This window comes from Bacteroidota bacterium (assembly GCA_016714535.1).
Taxonomy (GTDB): domain Bacteria; phylum Bacteroidota; class Bacteroidia; order AKYH767-A; family OLB10; genus JADKFV01.
Genome location: JADKDR010000004.1, coordinates 298,106 through 319,369 on the forward strand (window position 1 = coordinate 298,106; position 21,264 = coordinate 319,369).

Annotated in this window: 14 protein-coding genes; 6 read left to right on the plus strand and 8 right to left on the minus strand. The window is 38.9% G+C overall.

Features of this window, described 5'->3' with window-relative positions:
- Positions 1 to 57: 57 nt before the first annotated feature.
- A complete protein-coding gene (locus tag IPO27_07150) occupies positions 58 to 987 on the plus strand; it encodes a glycosyltransferase family 2 protein (protein MBK8846350.1) in 930 nt (309 codons plus the stop codon).
- Between the two features lie 70 nt (positions 988 to 1,057).
- Here IPO27_07150 and IPO27_07155 read toward each other — a convergent pair whose 3' ends face one another.
- A complete protein-coding gene (locus IPO27_07155; protein ID MBK8846351.1) occupies positions 1,058 to 1,480 on the minus strand; it encodes a hypothetical protein in 423 nt (140 codons plus the stop codon).
- Between the two features lie 226 nt (positions 1,481 to 1,706).
- Here IPO27_07155 and IPO27_07160 point away from each other — a divergent pair, with 226 nt between their 5' ends.
- Positions 1,707 to 2,360, plus strand: a complete 654-nt coding sequence (locus IPO27_07160) for a T9SS type A sorting domain-containing protein (GenBank protein MBK8846352.1) — start codon at positions 1,707 to 1,709, stop codon at positions 2,358 to 2,360.
- Here IPO27_07160 and IPO27_07165 read toward each other — a convergent pair.
- The 3 genes from IPO27_07165 to IPO27_07175 form a co-directional block, all read right to left on the minus strand.
- A complete protein-coding gene (locus IPO27_07165; GenBank protein ID MBK8846353.1) occupies positions 2,357 to 3,481 on the minus strand; it encodes a glycosyltransferase family 4 protein in 1,125 nt (374 codons plus the stop codon). The genes IPO27_07160 and IPO27_07165 overlap by 4 nt on opposite strands.
- A 67-nt stretch (positions 3,482 to 3,548) precedes the next feature.
- Positions 3,549 to 4,790 (minus strand): hypothetical protein, encoded by a 1,242-nt coding sequence (locus IPO27_07170; protein MBK8846354.1) that lies wholly within the window; start codon positions 4,788 to 4,790, stop codon positions 3,549 to 3,551.
- A 38-nt stretch (positions 4,791 to 4,828) separates the two neighbouring features.
- A complete protein-coding gene (locus tag IPO27_07175; GenBank protein ID MBK8846355.1) occupies positions 4,829 to 7,765 on the minus strand; it encodes a glycosyl hydrolase in 2,937 nt (978 codons plus the stop codon).
- 216 nt (positions 7,766 to 7,981) lie between these two features.
- On the opposite strand from IPO27_07175, the gene IPO27_07180 reads away from it, so the two are divergent.
- Positions 7,982 to 8,809 (plus strand): redoxin domain-containing protein, encoded by an 828-nt coding sequence (locus tag IPO27_07180; protein MBK8846356.1) that lies wholly within the window; start codon positions 7,982 to 7,984, stop codon positions 8,807 to 8,809.
- A gap of 167 nt (positions 8,810 to 8,976) precedes the next feature.
- Here IPO27_07180 and IPO27_07185 read toward each other — a convergent pair whose 3' ends face one another.
- The 4 genes from IPO27_07185 to IPO27_07200 form a co-directional block, all read right to left on the minus strand.
- Positions 8,977 to 9,186 (minus strand): AtpZ/AtpI family protein, encoded by a 210-nt coding sequence (locus IPO27_07185; protein ID MBK8846357.1) that lies wholly within the window; start codon positions 9,184 to 9,186, stop codon positions 8,977 to 8,979.
- Entirely contained in the window at positions 9,167 to 9,592 is a 426-nt protein-coding gene (locus IPO27_07190) for a polymer-forming cytoskeletal protein (GenBank protein MBK8846358.1), read from the minus strand. Before IPO27_07190 ends, IPO27_07185 begins: the two co-directional genes overlap by 20 nt.
- Positions 9,593 to 9,717: 125 nt before the next feature.
- Entirely contained in the window at positions 9,718 to 12,444 is a 2,727-nt protein-coding gene (locus IPO27_07195) for a tetratricopeptide repeat protein (GenBank protein ID MBK8846359.1), read from the minus strand.
- Positions 12,445 to 12,651: 207 nt separating this feature from the next.
- Complete coding sequence (locus IPO27_07200; protein MBK8846360.1) at positions 12,652 to 14,661, minus strand: T9SS type A sorting domain-containing protein; 2,010 nt, start codon at positions 14,659 to 14,661, stop codon at positions 12,652 to 12,654.
- 262 nt (positions 14,662 to 14,923) lie between these two features.
- Here IPO27_07200 and IPO27_07205 point away from each other — a divergent pair, with 262 nt between their 5' ends.
- The 3 genes from IPO27_07205 to IPO27_07215 all read left to right on the plus strand — a co-directional run bounded on the left by IPO27_07205 (position 14,924) and on the right by IPO27_07215 (position 21,203).
- The gene (locus IPO27_07205) at positions 14,924 to 18,739 is read left to right on the plus strand and encodes a T9SS type A sorting domain-containing protein (GenBank protein MBK8846361.1); all 3,816 of its coding nucleotides are present in this window, start codon (positions 14,924 to 14,926) and stop codon (positions 18,737 to 18,739) included.
- Positions 18,740 to 18,980: 241 nt separating this feature from the next.
- Positions 18,981 to 20,165: a hypothetical protein gene (locus IPO27_07210; GenBank protein MBK8846362.1), complete on the plus strand. Its 1,185-nt coding sequence runs from the start codon at positions 18,981 to 18,983 to the stop codon at positions 20,163 to 20,165.
- A gap of 45 nt (positions 20,166 to 20,210) precedes the next feature.
- Positions 20,211 to 21,203 (plus strand): SPASM domain-containing protein, encoded by a 993-nt coding sequence (locus tag IPO27_07215; GenBank protein ID MBK8846363.1) that lies wholly within the window; start codon positions 20,211 to 20,213, stop codon positions 21,201 to 21,203.
- Positions 21,204 to 21,264: the final 61 nt, after the last annotated feature.

Sequence of the window (21,264 nt, forward strand, 5' to 3'; positions counted from 1 at the left end):
GGTGGGTAAGATTGCGTTTATTTAAAATAATTATCTTCGCCACCGCAATTTTTACATATGTATCAATTATCGGTAATCATTCCTATTTATAACGAGGAAAAAAATATCCCCTCGCTTATTGGTCGTTTGCAAAATGTGTTGCAACCTCTCAACCTGGTATGTGAGTATGTTTTTATTAATGATGGTAGCCGCGATCGAAGTATCGAATTAATAAGAGGGCTTGCAACTAATAATACGGATATTAAATACATTGACTTTAGCAGAAACTTTGGACATCAGATAGCTGTAACAGCCGGTCTGGATTATTGCACCGGTGAAGCCGTAGTAATAATTGATGCCGACCTTCAAGACCCCCCTGAGCTAATTGCCGATTTGTATATTAAACTGCAGCAAGGATACGAGGTGGTTTATGCTAAACGCAAGTCGCGTAGTGGCGAAAGCTTTATGAAAAAGTTTACCGCGCGCATTTTTTACCGCATTTTGGCCGGCATGACTTCTATCGATATTCCCCTTGATACAGGCGACTTTCGTATCATACACCGCAAAGTGGTGGATGTGCTTAAGCGTATGCCCGAGCAACAAAAGTATCTGCGAGGGCAAATACCATGGATTGGGTTTAAGCAAACCTATGTAGAGTATAACCGCGAAGCCCGGTTAGCAGGCGAGACAGGATACTCTCTCAAAAAAATGTTTCGACTTGCCATGGATGGCCTTACTTCTTTTTCAAACTTCCCGTTGCGCTTTGCAACCATATCGGGTTTTGTGGTTAGCGCCTTTGGTTTCTTTTGGATATTACAGGCCTTGTATGCAAAATTTTTTACCGATGAAACCGTTCAAGGATGGACATCCATTCTTATTGCCGTTCTTTTTATGGGTGGTATTCAACTTTTATGCATTGGTATTATTGGAGAATACATTAGTCGCATGAGTGCCAACATACGCAACCGACCTTTGTATGTTGTAGGAGAGACAAATTTCCAAAATTGATTTATAATTATTGCACGTCAATAATTCGTAGTATCATATTTTTTCTTGAAAGCAACACCTCCATGAAGAGCTAATTGAAAATTCCCGATATCTTGGACATCATTTTTTTACTCCCTTTGTAAATTGATTTAAGGTTTTCATCCTGAATGGTAAACTGAACATTTTCGCTCAATTTGACAACAACCTCTTCTTCATGCGCAATGTTTTGTTTCGCAGCAGCCTCGGCCTTTACAGAATTTGTAAGTAACTGTTTTATAAATGCCTCATGTGTTGCCAGGTCAGCAGATGAAATAGTTGTTCCATCAATACTATAAAAAGTGGTTTTCGAAAATTGTTGCTCTACCTTATAAAGCTTGTTATTGTAATCGATGGTGTAAACATCAGTCTTTACTCCCTGCCGCATTTCGATTTTATGTATGTACACATTTTCCTGACTGTATGAGTGCAGGAATAACGTACAAAATACTAAAGTGATAAAGATTTTTTTAATCATAATGCAATTGCTGCAAAGATAAATCTTCTGACAATTATTTAATGAATGGTACAATGTAAGACGCCATTTTGTTACAGAATATTTTCAAAAAACTAAATTTTGTATGTACGATAGAAACCATTTCAACAATACTAACTATATTTGATACACACTTAATCAAAAACATGCAGCTATCAGGAAGGTAATAACGTCTTAAAAAATTATTAACCAAATAACAATTTAAAACATGAGAAAAGCATTTTTAACCATTTGTATTGGGTTGCTTAGTGCAGCCATGTATGGGCAAACAATTTTAAATATAAATCTTGTGCCGCCTAATCCGACCACGCAGGATTCGATTACTATAATTGCAGAAATGGCATACCCTTCGGGTGGTTGCGATACACGCGATCCGCTTATTTTTACACTTTCGGGTAATAGCGTTTATGCAATAACACACCATTGTATTGGTATGTTGGCGGTTATTTGTAATGATATAGATACCTTTTCGATAGGTAAGCTGCAAGCTGGTACATATACTTTTAACCTTACCTCCACAGCCGGAGCTTTGCCATGGCCATGCTCACCAGGAATTGTTCCAACACTATCTACTGTTTCGTTTGCGGTATCCAATGCCAACTCAATTAATGAGACTAGTCTAGGTGGAGCCACTATTTTTTATTCGGGCAATATGCTAACTATAGCAAGCCAATTGCCTTTGACAACCGGTTCGGTTATCAATATTTATAACATGACGGGACAAAGAATACACCGCGCCCAGCTCGAAGCAGTAAGTAAACAGCAGATTCCCATTTCGCTGACTAACGGAGCATATATGGTTGAGATTCAAAATGCAGAAGGGAAAAAACATGGTCAGCAAAAAATAGTGGTGGTCAATTAACGCATCGTTTTTTGTATCGACTCCCACAGCAACGTTGCTGTACGTTGCCATGTAAATAATGCTGCACGGGCGGCTCCTGCTTCTATTAATTTATTGCGTACAGTGCTATTGGAAGCCAACGTTTCCATGGCAACTGTAATTTCATTTGTATTGGTTGGGTCTACAAGTAAAGCAGCATCACCTGCTATCTCTGGCATGCTACTCACATTGCTTGTAATTACAGGAATATGGCATTGCATAGCTTCTACAATGGGGATTCCAAATCCTTCGAACAGCGATGCATATACAAGCGCATGTGCACTTGCCATAAGTTTGTAAAGCTCCTCATTGGTAACACGGTTGGTAAAAATCACATCCTGTTTATATTGTAGCGATTCGTATAAATCCTTAGTTTCATTACTCCACCAAATGGCGCGGCCTGCAATAACAAATTTTAGTGGATGTTTACTTTGCTTTTTGAATGCATCAAAAGCAAGTAACATGCGAGCAATATTTTTTCGTTCATACAGGCTGCCAATAAAGAAGAAATAATCTTCGCCCTGGCTATATTGTTGTTTAATTTTGGCTTTATCAGAATCGCTTATGGGAGCAAATCGTATATCGGCACCGTTATATACCACATCAATTTTTTGCAGCGAAATATTGTAAGCGCTTGCAATGTCGCTTTTGCTAAATTCAGAAACCGATGCCACGCGGGTAGCCTGATGGGCATATTCTTTAAACTTCCGATTATACCACGCTCCCCAGCCCCAACGTAGTTTTTGAGGGTAGTGATAAAAATTTATATCATGTATAACGGTTAGCGTTTTGCATATGGACTTGTTGGGTAGCCAACCATCGGGGCTTACAAATAAATCAATTTTATGCTTCGCCAGCCAGCGTCTTACCGAAAAATTTAACCACCATTGCAATAACCATGGATGTCGTGTTACAGGGTCAAGAAAAATGTGTGTCACATTTTTCGATTCAATTTTTTCAATTCCTGATTTGCGGTCGTAAAGAAAATAGAAGTGAACATCGGGATGTTGAGCTACCAATAGCCGGAAACTTTCATAGGTGAATTTACCTATGCCATCCATTTTCCCTGTAAGTAACAACCGGGTATTTACCGCTATTTTCATTATTCAATTAATGGCAAAGCACTTTTTATGCAAAGAAATTCAAAACAACCCAAGCGCAAAATTTGCATCAGTTCAATAAAATAATTTTTCCAGTTTGAACACTCCCAGCATTTTTAATCGCATAAAACAAAAGGACATCTGATGAAGGAATAGCCACCGGGGTGTTTGCACTAATTTGCTTATACAAAATCATTTGACCTAGCCGGTTATAAATTTCGATGGTAGCATTGGCATTAAGGCACGAGGCGTTTTCAAAATATAGTATATCTCCGGCCTGAGTAACTGTAATAGTACACGCAGGAGTTGGAGCCTGAATTACCTCACGAGTATAAACCGAGGGCAAATAGGGCTTAAGAGAATATCCATATAATCGTGGAGGTACATTAAAAATAAATTGGGTAAACCGTTCATTGGTTATATAGCCGGCCCCATTATCATTTATTTGCACTGCTTCTACCTGACCCATTGACAATGCATTGTCCACATTAAATTTGCGTTTATTTCCGTTAAAGAAAAAACCATTGCGAAAGTCGAAACACATCCACATGCTTACGGGTGCTATACCCGTGTTATCATAACCAATAAGCGTAAGCACAGATTTTGCACTTATATCGGCACCGGTAATCAGATAGCCAGCATTTAAAGTTTCGCGAATTTTGGCAACACGGTTACCGGGAATGGCACTAAGCACATAGTGTTTAGTCTGCTTGTCTACCCAGTTTTTCGAAAACAGATGCAGCGAATCGTTATAAAAAACCAAAGCTTCGCAGTCATAATTATTATTATCAGGCTTTGATGTAAAATCTGTTTGGTCTTCATACACATAGTTTATTATTGAAGCAGTAACTACCGTAGTAGTGTCTTTTATTTTGCTTAGAGGTATTTTATAAACCCTAAGGTTTGTTCTGCTTCCGTTATTATTTCCAATATCGCCAATATAAATGTGCTTGGTAGAAACAGCCATATCCTCCCAATCTACATTTGTAGCATTGGTTACAGTGATGGTTTGAACTACAGCCCCTGTAACGGTGTCGAGGCGATAGAGTTTATTGCCACCTCCTGAATCATTAAAAGTCCATATTTTGTTTTTTGCTTTTTCAATACCACTGCTTTCATCCAGCAAGGGCGTAGCAAGCGGAGTTTTGGTATAATAGGGCAGCGTTGTTGCGTTGTAAGTACACGAACCATCGTTGATAGTTGCCGCAGAATTATAATTGTTTGCCTGCGGGTCGGTGCAACCAGGTTGTGCAAGTCCATTAGTTACATGCAATAACCATGTTACAATCAAAACAAGAACTTTTGTATTCATTTTTTTTTTGGATTAAATAATTTCTAAATATAAAGTAGTTACTGGCCACGTTCTCTTTTTTCTTTTGCCTTTATTTCAAAATCCTTAACGTATGTGCTGCCATTGCGGGTGGCAAATTTCAATTTATATTTTCCGGGAAGCAAATATATATTGCCATCATCGGCTGGCTTGATAATAATTTTTTCATCGGTTTCTTTTTTATCTCGATTTAACCAGGTGCTATAGTTAGACTTTTGCGTGGTATCGGTTTGTAAATTAAAGTTTAAAAAATTAATACCGGCCTCAGAAGAATCTTTTAGGGTGCGTAATATTATTTTTTCGTCTTCCGTTAATAATGTAACGGTTACTATATATGTAGAAGAACAATAATAGGGAACCTGAAACGAAGGCACATTTGGTTCATCGTATATACTGAATCGTTTTCCCCAATAGTCGCTATGGCGAGGAGCCATGGCTTCAAACAAGTGAAATTCTTTTTTTAATAAAGAATCGAATAATTGCTGTACCAGGCTAACATCTGCCATATATACGCTGCGGCCATGTGTACCTGCCAGTATCTTTTTGTCGCGTGGATGCACAGCTATATCATGCACAGGCACAGCCGGTATATCTTTACTCCAGCGCATAAACGATTGTCCACCATTTAACGTAATGTACAGTCCATGATCGGTGCCTACGTACAAAATATTTTCGTTTGCAGGGTCTTCACGAATTACATTGATAGGTTCAAGAGGAAGGTCCTTGCCAAGCTGTATCCATGTTTGTCCGCCATCATTGCTTTTATACAGCAGCGCATCAAACTTATCCCATCGGTAACCAGAAAGAGCCAAATAAATGCGCTCCAACTTATGTTTGCTTGTCTGCACACGCGAAACCCACATTTTTTCTGGTAGTCCTCGCGAAATATTCTGCCAGCTTACACCTCCATCTTTGGATAGATGTACCAACCCATCATCGCTTCCGGCAACTAACCAGCCAAAACGCAAAATCGATTCGTCAATACTGGTAAGTGTTCCATAGGGCACATCGCCCGGCCGTGCACCATTGGTGAGGTCGCCACTTATACATTGCCAATCATCACCTTTATTCATGCTACGATATATTTTATTTGCTCCCATATAAATTATATCCTGATTATGTGGAGATATTAATATGGGCGATTGCCAATTCCATCGCAACGGTTTTTCGCCAAGTTCTATCTGAGGGGTAATATATTTTTCGTCCTCTTTATTCATGTCAATACGGTAGTAATTGCCAAATTGATATCCGGTATATACCGTGTTATTATCGCGCTTATCAATTTGCACTTGCATACCATCGCCTCCCATCAGGAATTTAGAAGGAATACCATTGTTATCCCTAATGGCATAGTTTCCTCCCGATTGTTTCCATTGCCAAACGCCATTATCCTGCAACCCTCCATATACATTGAAGGGTTGGGCATAATCAAAATTAACCGAATAGAATTGCCCAACCGCTGGGCTGTTGCAATGAGTAAATGTTTTACCACCATCGTACGAAATATTAATACCACCATCATTACCCAAAATTAAATGTCCACTACGTATAGGGTTACTGTAACAAACATGAAAATCGGCATGTACATTATCTGCAGCAATTCGTGTAAACGTCTTACCCCCGTCAGCAGAGTTAAGCACATTATAACCTGAAAGGTATAAGCTGCTATCATTAGAAGGATCAACAGATATTTGCCCGAAATAATACCCATAAGTGAAATAAAATTGCTCAAGGTCTTTAGTGTTTTGCTTTTTCCAGGTTGCGCCACCATCGGTACTCTTATAAACTTCGCCTCCTATTACCTCTGTATCAAAAAGGTTATTATTAGCATCTTCCAGAAAATCAACCAGGGCAACCGGGGTTATTTTTTTTTGCTCCACCAGTTTCTTTATCCCTGATGCTGAATACTTATTTGGGAAATCGTATTTATCTAAATATCGCGTAATGAGTTTATCATCTGCGGCAATAAATTGTGCATCGCTCATTTTGCGTAAATCGTCTTTGCTCAATATAGGTAGTGTGTCTTTAGCAGCATCTTTAGGTTTTCTGTTTTGATTATCGAGCAATGCATAGAGCAACTTGCTATTTTGCTTGCTAATGGCCAGACCTATTCTGCCAACGCCATCATTTTGTGGAAAGCCACTTGTTGCAGTGCTCAGCAGCGACCATGTATTGCCGCCATCTACCGATTTGTATATGCCCGAACCATTGCCAGATTCGGAAAAGTTCCATGCTTTGCGTGCTCGTTGCCATGCAGCAGCATACAATACCTCCGGGTTTGCAGGGTCTATACATGCATCTATTACACCGGTTTCATTATTTATAAAAAGAGTTTGCCTCCATGTTTTTCCACCATCGGTAGTTTTGTATAAACCACGTTCGTTATTGGAGGTGTATAAATGTCCAATAACGGCTACCCATAGTACTTCTGGATTTGAAGGATGCACTAACACCCTGCCTATATGTTGCGATTCGGCCAGACCCAGGTGTTGCCATGTTTTGCCTTTGTCACGGCTACTGTATACGCCCGTACCGGAATACGAAGAACGGGATGAATTACTTTCGCCCGTGGCTACATAAATTATTTCCTTATGTTTCCAGTCAACTGCAATATCGCCAATGGTCATTACTATTTCATTATCGAACAAAGGGGTGAAGCTATGACCGTTATTTTCGGTTTTCCAAAGTCCTCCGCTTGCATAAGCCACATAAAAAATAGTTGGATCTGAGGGGTTTACATCAATATCTACCACACGCCCACTCATAATGGTTGGTCCTATATTTTTAAATGGAATATTATTTAATAGCGAAGTGCTATCGAGTAACGTGCGCTGCTTGTGCGCTGCCATTCGGTTAGTGGCAGAGGTTGGCTCCGGAAATTTTTCGGGCTTTGTTTTTTGCGCAAAAATATTTTGCACAAATATGAAAAGTAAAAGCACTGGGAATAGTTTATTCATAAAGAAGTAGTTTAAGAAATGTAAATGTAGAAGTTTGATAACAATCAAAAATTTGTTTTGAAAAAATATGTGAATAATTCCCTATACCTGAAGGAAGCAAAAGTGCTCTATTTATAACCTAATTTATTTTTATGCGGTATGAAGAAAGTTAAAATTCAAAAGAGCGACTACCCTTGGCGATATAATTAGTATAATTGCATAAAACTTTAAAGGAATATGAAAAAATTTTTACTTATGATGGTGTGTGCAGGATTCTTGTTTAATGCCAATGCACAAATTCAAAATTTTCAGGTTGGCGATGTAGCGCCTAATTTTACAGCTACCGACAAAGATGGTAATGTACATGATTTGTACACTTACACCTCACAAGGCAAGTATGTAGTAGTTGATTTTTTTGCCTATTGGTGCGGCCCTTGTAAAGCTACTGCGCCTAAGATAGAGCAGTTTTATAAAAAGTACGGATGCAATATGGGCAATGTAACAGTACTAGGTAATGAGTGCGATGCTGCCGGAACATGGGCAACGCTCCTTTCATTTGATTTACAAGCCGGTCTCGATACTTCTAATACATACCCAGCTTGGCCCGGTTCATTAGGAGGTTCAACTATTGCCAACTTGTATAACCCCTCTGCTTATCCTACCATTTGTCTTATCGGTCCTGATACAACATTCCTAAACATTGATATTTGGCCCATCAGTACGATTGCTGATATAGAAAATAAATTTCCTGCTAATGCACTTACTCCTATGACGTGCGTTACTGCAATGGATGAGCAAGGTATAGTTACCTTAAACAATCTATATCCTAATCCGGCTAATACTGAAATTAACCTCAACCTCTCCCTTGCAAAAACCAAGGCATTGAGGTTAGAAATATCAGATGTAATGGGAAGGATTTTATATTCTGAATCACAAGGTAATATTGGAGCAGGCACTTCAGCCTTCACTGTAAATACAAGTTCGTTAGCACAGGGCCATTATTTTGTCCGTGTGATAGCGGATGGAAACGTTGCCCTAATTACTCGTTTCAACATTTTGCGATAAAATAATAGAGTTTAAAAAATGAAAAACCGGCTCAAAGGCCGGTTTTTTTATTTTGATTGTCATATAATTGATGATAAAGCGAACAGTTACCATCTAAGTAAGTTGGCAAAGGGCGTGTTTGATATTATTAGGGATATCATTGCTAACTATTACCATATACTATTCTTTCACTTTTTATCGATAGAACTCAGCTGCTTAATAAGCCAATACATTCCGCCAAAAACAGCAACGATAGAAAAAATTAAGGTAAAGACAGGCGAAGTATTGAGACGCTCATCTAATTTATAACCACCATAGGTAAGCAAAAAAATAGTAGCTGCTAATTGAAGACCAATGGCACTATAGCGAGTATAGTTATTAGCCGACTTTTTCGGCAAGTCGGTTTTGCTCGGTTTTGGTGTCGGCATAGTTTATTTCTTTTACCTGCCCCATATTGCAATTTCCGGTAAAGTTGGCGCCAACTTCTACAACTAATTTGCCGGTTACAATATCTCCGCTAATTCGAGCCGTAGCCTTTAAATAAATTGTATCTGAAACATGGCTTGTCCCCTTTACAATACCGCTAATATCGGCATTCTGACAGTGCACATCACCTTCTACAATTCCGGTAGGCCCTACCACAACTTTCGACTTGCTATAAACGGAGCCTGAAATTTTTCCATCTATACGTAAATCTCCATTACTACGCACTTCACCTTCAATAGAGGTGCCCGCACCAATAATATTAATACTGTTGCTTGGCGTTTCGGCCGGCTTGTTATTAGTTGATTTAGAATTGAACATATTATAAATCTTTAAAAAATTCAACTTAGGGATTAAGGGTGACAAAAGTATACATTAATTTGGGTTTATCAACAGTCAAATGTTAATCAAGTTTTTGCCCAACAAAAATTTCTACTTACCCTATATTATTGATTATAATTCTCATCAAAGAAGTTGATGTAGGCATCAAGCTCTTTGTTTACCACTAGTTTGTTGAAGTTGGCGGGGCTAATTATAAAAAGCTGATACTCATAGTTGCTGTTTTCATCAAATACTTCTTCGCTGCTCATAAGCGTATTCATATAATCCATGGCCTCCTGATTTTTTCCAAATTGACGGATGGTAACATATTGCTTATCGCTGTTAAACATAGCGCTGTTAATCTGAAGACTATTGATGGAATAATATTTACTATTAAAATTGGAAACCTTTATTTTAAACTCGTTGGAATTGAAACCACTGTTTTCAAAAACAAACATGGTATAATGCGTTGTATCTTCATTGAAGGAAAATAGTTTTTTCTTGGCTTCCAATTCTTCTTCCATCTTGCGCTGGGCCTCTTCTTCATTGTCACCTTCCGGAATTTTTCCATCGCTTTCCTTAACCTGTTGGGTGGTATCGGCTTCGGTCTTTTGAGTAGATTGTGACAGGCTGTTTTTGGTAATATAATCGAGAATTTCTTTTGCTTTACCACTAACCGAATCGGCAGGATATCGGGCAATAATATCGCGCAAGCTTAATTCGAAGTCGCGTACCGGGCGCAAGTGCCCAATCGACAGGGTTTTTAGAAAATCAAATTTCGGTGTTAAAGCACTTGGTGGGAACATGCTATCTGCCTCATTCTTACGCTCAATTACAGCTGCATATTGCTTATTTAAATAGGCTCGGTAAGTGTTTTCGTAATAAGTGCGTATGATATCTGCTTTTTGTTGCTTACTATTAAAATATTCCGGGTTTAAAATCATTTGAGCAAATTCAGAATCACCATGTTTGTTGAGCAAAAGATTCTTATAATACTCTGACTTTTCAGGATCGCCCAGTGCGGAATAAAGGCGATACAAATTATAATAGGTTGGTAATTTGTAGTTGCTTTCGGGAAAACGCACTAATAATTTTTCAAAATTATCGCGCGATTCAGGATATTCCTTTAATGACTCACGATAAATAATTCCGATGTTGTAATAAGCCTCATCTATTTTTGCGTCAGAGGCTTTCAATGCTTTTTCACCTTGTGGTATTTTTTTAAGATAGGCTTCTTTTTTAGCTTTATTTAATGAAGCCATATCCACTTTTGCAATAGTGTCGGTTTTTTCATCTTCATCTTCAACCTGAGTAATAGCAACACTCTCTTTATCTTTTCTGCGCCAATTATCCTCAAGCGGCCGGTTACCCCATTTTTTTACAAACTCATTAAATCCAAAAGAAATAGTGCTTTGATTATAAAAGTACCAGCTACCACCGCTTCCCGGCTGAATAAAGCCACTGTTCTGTTTCTGATTTTCTTCCATAAGGGCCATGTTGGCATTATTCTGCTCCTCTAGTTCTTTTACTTTTCTGGCTTCTTCTTCCTGCTTTTTACGCTCAGCTTCTTCGTTTTCTTTTTCGATTAGTTCTTCTACATATTTTTCAAGTTCTTCTTTGCTTAACTTGGCAAGAGCTTGCAAACTATCTTCCTGCTCAATCACCATAATGTTTTCTATCAGGCGCTTCAGCGTAAGTTGTTTGTTGGCTATTTGTTCGTAACCGGGAAAGTCTTTTGTAAGAAACTGTATGGTACTATCATAATAAGCCTGCGCATAACGGTAGTTTTTTTTGCTAAAATAAATCTCTCCTAATTCCAGATAAGAGATTGCCTTTTGGTTCACATTGGCCATGCTGGTCGAAACCGATTTTTTTAACAGGCTGATTTCTTCTTCTTCTTTATTTTCAGTTTTAGCAATACCTGCAAGGGCGTAGTAAATCTGATCAAGATATTCTTTATTCTTGGCATCCTTGGCCATTTTGAGCAATTGCTTTTTTACTTTACCGCTGCCTTCGCTACTGGCATCAAAGGATCGTGCACGATTTATTTTTGCATTAAAAGAAAATTCATAAGATGGGTTCATCTTTATTACTTTACCAAACAAATCATACGCCTTCTTGGTCTCCCCTTGTTTTTGATATAGTTGTGCAAGAATAAAACGATACCTCGCCTTTTCTTGTTTTTTGCGTGTATGTTTTAATGCTTCTTCAAGAAATTTTATAGTATTGGGAATATCATCTTTCTTGTAATTAAAATCAGCCTTAATAAGGTTCAACATCTGCAACTGTGCGCGAGTCATTTTGGTTTGGTTATTCAAAAAGTCTAGCACATATTCTGCATCAAGCATTTTACCCAATTGCATATAGGTAAGGGTAAGCCACATCATAGCCGTAAACCGAGAGTTGCTTTCTTTAAATTCAGAAGAGGTAAACTGAAAAGTTTCTATAGCCGACCAATAATCGTGTTTGTAAAACTGGGCACGGCCAACTTCGAGGTAGTTTTCGTCAATCCATTTGCAATGTTCTTTGCCTTTGATTTTAATAGAGTGTCGTTGAATAACCAGAGAGGTTTTTTTGATAGACTCATCCAAATCAGGAAAATTGGCTTTTGCACCATTGGCATCGCCAAATTTGTATATGTCAAGTACCCTTTCAAATTTATCTGCTTGTCCGTCAAAAACCCGCGTTGCAACTTCGTTGGTCCTTTCACGTGCATTAAAGTACCCGTTGTAATGTGCGGGAAGATTATGATACGTGCGGCTAACAACCGTGCTGCGCTTACGAGAGCAGCCCGCGCTTACTAGCAACAGGACTAAAAAAACAATTACGTAAGGTTTGCTATTGAGTTTCACACAAGATATCGTTTCAATAAGGTAAACAAATAAAACTATCAAAAGGCAAAAATAGTATAATTATGCAATAAAATTAACAAGCGGTTGATAAGCTTAGTATACAAACAAGCTTACTTGAAATCTTGCTAAACCCAACTATTTGGTCAATAATCCACCTTGCTTTAAGCAGAATGGATTTGATGGTTCAATTGCCGAAAAAACACCCAATTACCTTTTTGAAACAAGTTTGCGATAAGTTCCCTGTGCGGTTACCACGACTACAATATAGGTGCCAGTAGCAAGTTGACCGGCTTCAATGGTAGCCGTTGGTTGAAGCGGAATATACTCTTGCGAGAGCGTTTTTCCGGTGGCATCGGTAATTAAAACTTCGGTAATGGGATGCTCCGATTGTACTTTGAGTTCATCATCAATTGGGTTTGGAAATATATTCACATGCACTTCTGCATTGTTTTCATTTATGCTGGCAGCAAGGTTAGAAGCTACTACAGGTATACGTGCACTTTCACAAATGGGGTCAACAGGATCTACCTCCCAGTCGTAAAAGAAATAGTAAAAAACACTTCCATTAGATGAGCCTATAATATCTACCACATCGGCAATGCTGTAAGGGTATTGTACCCCGCTCACACTTCTGAAAAAGTTGGAACTCCCACCTGTGCCTAGCTTATACGAATTGCCTACATCAATTGTCATATTTAGGGTGATTCTGGTTTCTCCGGTATCCACCCAAACAGTAAGTGATTGCTTTATTATTCCTGCTGAATCGCGAAGTTGTATTATTCGGTTTCCGGCCAAGCTTGAATATACTTTTACTGATTTGAGTAATATTTTTTTATGGACATCAAAAATAAGGTAACGTGTTGGGTCTGAAGTAAAGCTTCCCATGCCTATATTTTTGTCATGAGGAGGCATATAGCTTATTGGCAATACAATAGGAGTAGAGTTTGCAACATGATAGGTTGCAGTATTGTTTAAAACAGGTGTTGTATAGCTTGGCCCAGTGTGAAGCAGTGTGCCACCAGTAGGCGCATTATACCAGCGCAAATCACCACTTCCGCTTGCATTTAAGGTAACAGTTGCCGGTGCCACAAACGAAACATTATTTGCGGCAGGCGCAGAAACACTTATCGCATTAATTGTGTATGGATTTGATGTAGATAAACCGCAATAGTTGTCAACGGTTACCATATATGATCCTGCAGAAGAAACGATAATGCTCTGAGTGGTTTCTCCATTGCTCCACAAATAGGTAAAGCCGGGACTTGCTGAAAGCAAGGTGGTTTCGCCATCACAAAGTGTTTGATTCCCCTTGTTAACAATAATGGCTTGTGTGCCTGATGTGGCCTGTTCGGTAAGGGTAATTGGCACTGCCATCACATTGTTGTTTTCGTTTTCTTCCTGAAAATTGTTGTTCGGATCAATTTGTGCCACTATCCAATAATCGCCATTGCAAGTGCCGGGAGGTATGTCAATATACATTCCATCAAGCGATTGATCGTACACATCTACATATCCGGAAGAGATGCCCTGCATACTAGGCGAACAATTATAATTGCCTCCACCAAGTCCAAAATTTGGGAAATCAGCATTAAAAAGGGTATCATTCAAATCACTAACGCAATTGCCATCATAAAAGTCGCAGGTGCCAAGATCCATAAGGCAAAAGGCAATTTTGCTGCCTTGGCCAACAATGGGCCAATTAAGCGGGTTGGGGTCCGGGGTTTGCAATCGAAGTGTAAATATTCCCCAGTCATCTACATGCATATGTAAGTGTGAATTGTGATAAGTCATTGAGCCAGCCATATCATCAGTATAAGTCATTACATTGCCATTTTTATGATAGATGCGCTGATTAATAATGTTTTTTGGATTTGTTCCATCGGGGCAAAATAGCGGAGGCGCACCGTTCCAAATGGTATCTGTACCACAAACATATACACCAGAGGCCATAACGGTTAAAGGCCCGCGTCCAATATTGGGCGTGGCTACTGTAATGCGCAACTGTCCATTATTTGAACCGTTTCCAGTTTGCGAGTATTCGGTATTCCACATAGGGTCGGATAATAGTTTCTCGCTAACTTTAATATCAGGCAACAAATCGCAATTGGATGTTCCATTAAGACAGTTACATGTAGTGGCATTGGTTGTGGTGCATTGGGCTTGTACCTTTAAGTTAAAAATTAAACAAAGTAAAATTACGTTTAGTAGTTTTTTCATTAAGATTAGATTTTGTTAGAATTATAAAAAATAGAACAACGTTACAGTTTTCAAAAACTATTACGAATTAACTCGAATTAATTACAAGTATTCTAAACTTGACCAAATTTTTTTTAAAAAGTTACAAAACCAGAACAAGCCGAAGACTTATTAATGGAATTGAAAGTTGTGAAAATATACATGGAATAATAATTGTACCTTTGAAATAGCCATTTATAATGCGCTTTCAATAAAACGCTATAACAAATATAAATTTCATAAGATGAAAAAAATCTCTTACATCCGATTATACACTTTAATATTAGGAGTGTATATTTCTTGTTGCAATGATATATTAATTGCGCAATCTCAAACTCCACCCGTAAGGCAATGGACAAGCACTTTTGCAAGTGACACAACATCGCTCGGCAATGCAGCCACATGCTTGTATGGAGTTACCCAAGCCAATGATGGGGGATATGTAGGAGTTGGTTATTCTTTTTTTATAAATGGTTCGTTACAACCCTATGCAGCAAAGGTTGATGCACAGGGTAAAAATTTATGGCGAATTGTAATAGATGATAATAACCTTAGTGCAGCAGGAATATTATACGATGTGCAACCAGTACCCGGTAGCAACGATGTGGTAGCTGTAGGGTTTAAAAATGGATTGGTAGTAATCAGAATAAAACAAGATGGAACTATTGCTGCTGGTTATCCCAAGTATTTTAATTCCGCTAATATGACCGGCCTTGGCACGTTTAACCCTATCGGTTTAAGTCTTAGGGTATTCAATTTGAATGATATTCCTGCAGGCTGGATCATTGGTGGCGACCTGTTTTCGTGTGGTACTTACAACGATCAATATCAGTCAGCGGGAGGGTTGGTAATAAAAACAGATTTGAATTTTAATATGGACCTTAATTTTAAAAGCCATTCAAATACAGCTGGCTGGGGCAAATATAATTTTATGAATGCCACCTTTGCTTATAGTGACGATCGTGTTGCTGTGCGTTGTGTGCGGCCCATAAATGATGCAGGAGGCAATATGCTGGGTATTTTGGCCACCGGCCAGGTGTTTGATACCGCATGTATTTGCGGAGCAACATCGTGTTGGCCATACACTCCCAACTTAAATGTTTTTAATGCACGAATTAATTTGACTGGCGGGGTGGTTTGGAAAACCAGTTTGGACGAAGCAGGACTATCAGGATACGTGGATAATGGTCCTGATTCCATTTGCTTATTAGCCGGAGCGCAACCAGAGAACTCTTCGCAAATAGGATTTGAAGCCGAACAAAAAGCCAATGGCAGCAACGAGATGATTATTCTGGCAGGTTTTGACTGGACCCAAACCACACGACCATATTGCAACAACATATCGATACCTTTTTTTGGACAGAATATAGCCGACCTCGCTATTTATTCAATCAATACAAACACGGGAGCCACAATGGCTAATAAAAAAATAAATGCAGGCAACTGCGAAGGGAATGAGTTTAAGCCAGCGTTGGTACTTGAACGTTGTTCAAATTCTGCTTACGTGCTTGGGAGCCAAAAAAATGCCAACCTTGTTATGAATCGTGTTTTTAAAATTGATGTTAGCACACCAACATATACAATAAGGTGGACAAAAGACGCTTTAGCAGACGAATATGGAACCTATGAGTTAAATAATCCCTTCGGAATGGTGCTATCTCATGACGGAGGACTTGTAATAGCAGGATGCAATGAAAGCAATCCGGTAGGAAATTTCATGTTGAAATTAGCTAACGATTGCCAGATGAATACCCTGTATGATATTAATGGACTTACAATTAATAGCGGCACCACAACGTGGAATACATCACGAAAGGTGCGTGGCACCATTCGTGTGAAAAGCGGAGCCAAACTTATTATAAATGCCAATGCTCAAATAGAATTTGCTGACACACGCCAAACTGTTGACTTTGCTGTTTTATCAAGCAATTCCGGTGAACTGCCAACAAAGATAATTGTTGAGCAAGGTGCAAGCCTAACCATAAGCGGCACTGCTGGCTCTCCTAAAACTACTTTAAAGGGCCTTGCCTCCTGTTACTTATGCAATAATGGAGATAATTTTAATAGTGCAATGTGGGAAGGTATAGAAGTATGGGGCAATGCTTCGCTTAAGCAAACCTTTAATAATGCTAATGCCAATCAGGGATACGCATACCTATCCGGTGGCGCAGTATTGCAGGACATGTTTAAAGGTGTTAGTGTTGACAAAACAACCTATGCTCCACATCCCGATTCACGTTTATTTGAAGGGTATCCAGCAAATGATGGCGGATTTGGAGGAGGTGTAATTGTAGTGGCCACAGCTAACGGAGCAAAATTTTTGAATAACTTGTATGGGGTAACCATATCAACGTATATGGGTACCAATACAAATTTTACAGCATTAAGTAATTGTAGCTTTACCAATGCCATTTTTCAAAACAATGCGTTTTTAAAAGATAAAGCTCTTGTGGATTCGGTAGGGGGTAAAATAGTATCGCAAAGACAATTGACCGTACACAATGCCAAGCAGATAAGTCTGGCCGATTGTAAATTTTTTGGCTTTTCGGGAACAAACATAAAAAAACGCGGTATCGGAATTTATACCAACGATGCCTCGTTAAAAATTATCAATTCCGGAACAACAGATAACTTTACAAATCTTACGAATGGAATTTTTATAAATCAAAGCAGCGCAGCCAATCAGGTTATATACATTAAAGGAAACAGGTTTGCCAATTGCTATAAGGCTCTGTTAACACGCGGCTCACGCTTTGATTATGTGGAAGGCAATAATATTAAAGTAAAAAATGATGCAAATTATAATTGTGCCGTGCATACCGTGGGTAGCAGCAACTATCACCTGCGTCAAAACAATTTTGTTGGTACCGGAGCAACCACTTCATCAACACATAGCCTTGGTAATATTGCAGAGAGCACCACTTCGATGCCTACCCAAGTAGAAGGCAATACTTACAGCAACTTGAATATTGGTACACAAGCGCAACGCAATTGTGGCACCACAGGCAACAACCGTGGGCTTCAAATAAATTGTAACACTTATTTATTACAGTTTGAGCATGCATGGAATATAGCACCTTTTAACCCGGGAACGTTGCCCAATCAGGGGCAAGCATGTGGTACTACCAATAGGCAGGCAGGCAATGTGTTTGCCGATTCGCACACGTGCAGTGGAGGTAACGAGCACCATATACGTTCGCAAGTTGCTTTTACTTACTACGATGCTAATTGCACCAATTGCTCACCCGATTGTAAAAGTGCTTTAGTATCAAATGCGGGTTGTGCTGCAAGCAATATTCAATCCTGCAATATTGATGACCTTCCAGCAACACAAGTAGAAGCTGATTCGCTTACCATAAAAATGAATGCAACAAGCAATGCTCAGAATAAGTCGCTCATGCGTAATACCTTAGCACAATACTATTTGTTGATCAATAACATGCTGCAAGCAGAAGTCATATTGCAAGGCGACAGCAGCAGCGATAATGGAAAGAAAATTTTGATAGCCTTCTATATCGGATACCGCAAATGGAGTAACGCCCAGTACTGGCTTAATAAACTTATCGGTGCTCAGGGTAGCGACAACCAAACCTATAAGACCTATTTCCAAGTAATTAAAGATGTATTAAGCTCAGGCCGAAACTTAAAGCAACTCAATGCGAGTGAACTTATTACTGTCCGCAGTGTTGCTATTACAAACACGCTTGCGGCATACAATGCCCAGGCATTGCTTGGTACATGGTACAATGAAAATAATCCCATTTTAATAGAAATAGGCAACGGAGTTATTGAGAGGCATTTGTCGGAAACCAATAATCAATCAGGACTGATTTTGTTTCCCAATCCTTCGGGTATCAATGTAACGGTTAATGCAAAATCACCAATGTTAACCATCACCGTATATGATGTAAGCGGACAACAGGTTGCAAACTACCAATTGCAGGAGTCGCCCAATCAATTCACGATGGATGTTACCCAGCTCAAACAAGGGGTATATATTGCCCGAGTGTTGTGTGAAAACGGAAATAGAATTAATGCACGAATAGTTGTTTTGCGATAACAAAAGAGCTGCAATGTAATAGGATTTGATCCGATACTTTCAATGAGATTGTTATAAGGCTGGCCAATGGCCAGCCTTGATGTTTTGTCACAGACGTGGTTCATAGTAAGCAACCATCTTCCCCATATATTGTCTCATGCAGTGATTTACAGTAAGCATATTTCACATTTTATTCATTGGTTTTTTTTCTGTTGGTTTACAATTTGAAATACCCATAGTGCAAACTCAAAAAAGAATACAAATGAAACAGTTAATTTACCTACTAATATCAACTCTTATCTTTGGTGCCCTTGTGTCGTGTAATGGTGCAAAAAGGGCATTGCGCAATGGCGACTACGAGCGTTCGGTGTACTTATCATGGAAAAAACTTCGCAAGCATCCTCAAAAGGAAAAATATATTTTGTTGCTTGAAGAAGGCTTTAAGAAAGCGCAGGAAAACGATATGCAGGAAATAAGTTTGCTAAAGCAAGAAAACCGAAGCGATAATTGGGATAGAATATATGTGATGTATAATGAAATACGGAGAAGGCAAAATAAAGTAAAGAGCCTTCCTGAGTTAAGAGTTAAATCGCAAGGCAATCGTATTGTAAAATTTCCTACAATAGATGTTGATGCACAGATGCTCGAAGCAAAGCAGGGTGCAGCTTCCGACTATTACAGTCGCGCTGAACGATTATTAAGCAAGGGCGATAAACAAAGTGCGCGCAATGCGTTTTACGAAATAGAGAAGATAAAGAAATATTATAAAGAATATAAAAGTAGCGATAGTCTTCAGCAGATTGCGCGCAACCGAGGTATTAATTACGCCATTATTAATGTAAACAATCAGAGCGGCATGCCTTTGCCTGCCGGTTACGAAGACGAATTGAGAAAGATTAATCTTAGAGATATTGAACGCACCTGGCTACTCTTTGAAACCCGCGAATCACCAAACAGGGCGTATGATTACATTGTAAAAGTTAATGTGAAGCAGATAAATATTGCCCCTGAGCGTTTGGCTTATAATAATTATACCGAAACTAAGCAGATACAGGACGGATGGCAATACGTGCTTGACAATAAGGGAAATGTAAAAAAAGATAGTTTAGGAAACGATATGAAGGAACCTAAATATAAAACCATTTCGTGTGTGATACACGAAACCATTATGCAAAAGGCAGCCATGGTTAATGGGGTAGTTGAATTCATCGATTTGCAAACAAAGCAGCTGGTTAGGTCGGTGCCAATTGCCGGAGAAAATCGATTTGAGCATGGCTATGCAATTGCCAATGGAGACTTGAATGCACTAAGCCAGGTATCTTTAGATAAGTTGAGAATACAGCCTGTACCTTTTCCGCCTACTTCTGGAATGATATCTGCTACTTTACCAATTGTAAAAAATATGGCAATTCAAGCCATTCAAAACAATTCGGGTTTATTGGATTGAGAATAAATTTTGATAATTCATGGTAACATAAGAGATGCTCTTAGTATGGTTGGTAAATATAATACCAGTCGTATGTTGAATTTTATAAAGAGCGAAGCAAGTTTTTATCGGGCACAAATGACAGGCAACATGCATCATCCTGCTATGCCGGTAAGCATTTCCATTGAACCAACTACCGCCTGTAATTTGCGATGTCCTGAGTGTCCAAGTGGCTTGCGCTCATTTACCCGACCAACCGGATTATTAAATATGGAATTGTTTGTTCGCATTATTGAGCAAATACACCGTCAGGTTGGATACCTGACCTTTTATTTTCAGGGGGAACCTTATTTGCATCAACAATTTTTGCAAATGGTGCAGTTTGCTTCACAACATGGCATGTACACGGCCACATCTACCAATGCTCATTTTCTTGACGATGCCTTAGCTGTGAAAACGGTTGAGGCAGGCCTCAACCGGCTTATTATTTCTATTGATGGCACATCGCAGGAAACCTATGAAAAATATCGGGTAGGTGGAAGCATCAACAAAGTGTTCAAAGCCATCGATACCATCTGCCGTATAAAAAAGGAATTGAAAAAGTATACACCCTATGTTATTCTTCAGTTTTTGGTGGTACGTCATAATGAACACCAAATACAGGAAATAATAAGAATAGCCCGAAGTAGCGGAGTAAATGAATTGCGTTTTAAAACAGCACAGGTGTACGACTATAAAAATGGAAACGACCTAATACCTACTATCGAAAAGTATTCCCGCTACCGTATAAACAATGATGGAACGTATTCCATTAAAAATGAAATGAAAAATAATTGCCGCAGGCTATGGAAGAGTTGTGTAATTACCTGGGATGGGAATGTTTTACCTTGTTGCTTTGATAAAGATGGAAAGTATGTAATGGGAAATATTGCGGAAAAAAATTTTTCGGAGATTTGGAACAATAGCAACTATGAATGGTTTCGAAAATCGCTTTTTACCAACCGCAAGGGTATCGACATTTGCACTAACTGTAGCGAGGGCACTTCGGTATGGAGCTAATACATACTATCACTTGTATATCATGCCCAATAGTTGCAAATTCGCACCTCTAAAAATGAAA

Bases quoted from the DNA above. Each gene is read 5' to 3' on its own strand.
- IPO27_07165 (MBK8846353.1), bottom strand. From the start codon at position 3,481: ATGAAAATAGCGGTAAATACCCGGTTGTTACTTACAGGGAAAATGGAT.
- IPO27_07200 (MBK8846360.1), bottom strand. From the start codon at position 14,661: ATGAAAAAACTACTAAACGTAATTTTACTTTGTTTAATTTTTAACTTA.
- IPO27_07215 (MBK8846363.1), top strand. From the start codon at position 20,211: ATGGTTGGTAAATATAATACCAGTCGTATGTTGAATTTTATAAAGAGC.
- IPO27_07180 (MBK8846356.1), top strand. From the start codon at position 7,982: ATGAAAAAATTTTTACTTATGATGGTGTGTGCAGGATTCTTGTTTAAT.
- IPO27_07175 (MBK8846355.1), bottom strand. From the start codon at position 7,765: ATGAATAAACTATTCCCAGTGCTTTTACTTTTCATATTTGTGCAAAAT.
- IPO27_07150 (MBK8846350.1), top strand. From the start codon at position 58: ATGTATCAATTATCGGTAATCATTCCTATTTATAACGAGGAAAAAAAT.
- IPO27_07190 (MBK8846358.1), bottom strand. From the start codon at position 9,592: ATGTTCAATTCTAAATCAACTAATAACAAGCCGGCCGAAACGCCAAGC.
- IPO27_07210 (MBK8846362.1), top strand. From the start codon at position 18,981: ATGAAACAGTTAATTTACCTACTAATATCAACTCTTATCTTTGGTGCC.
- IPO27_07205 (MBK8846361.1), top strand. From the start codon at position 14,924: ATGAAAAAAATCTCTTACATCCGATTATACACTTTAATATTAGGAGTG.
- IPO27_07160 (MBK8846352.1), top strand. From the start codon at position 1,707: ATGAGAAAAGCATTTTTAACCATTTGTATTGGGTTGCTTAGTGCAGCC.
- IPO27_07155 (MBK8846351.1), bottom strand. From the start codon at position 1,480: ATGATTAAAAAAATCTTTATCACTTTAGTATTTTGTACGTTATTCCTG.
- IPO27_07170 (MBK8846354.1), bottom strand. From the start codon at position 4,790: ATGAATACAAAAGTTCTTGTTTTGATTGTAACATGGTTATTGCATGTA.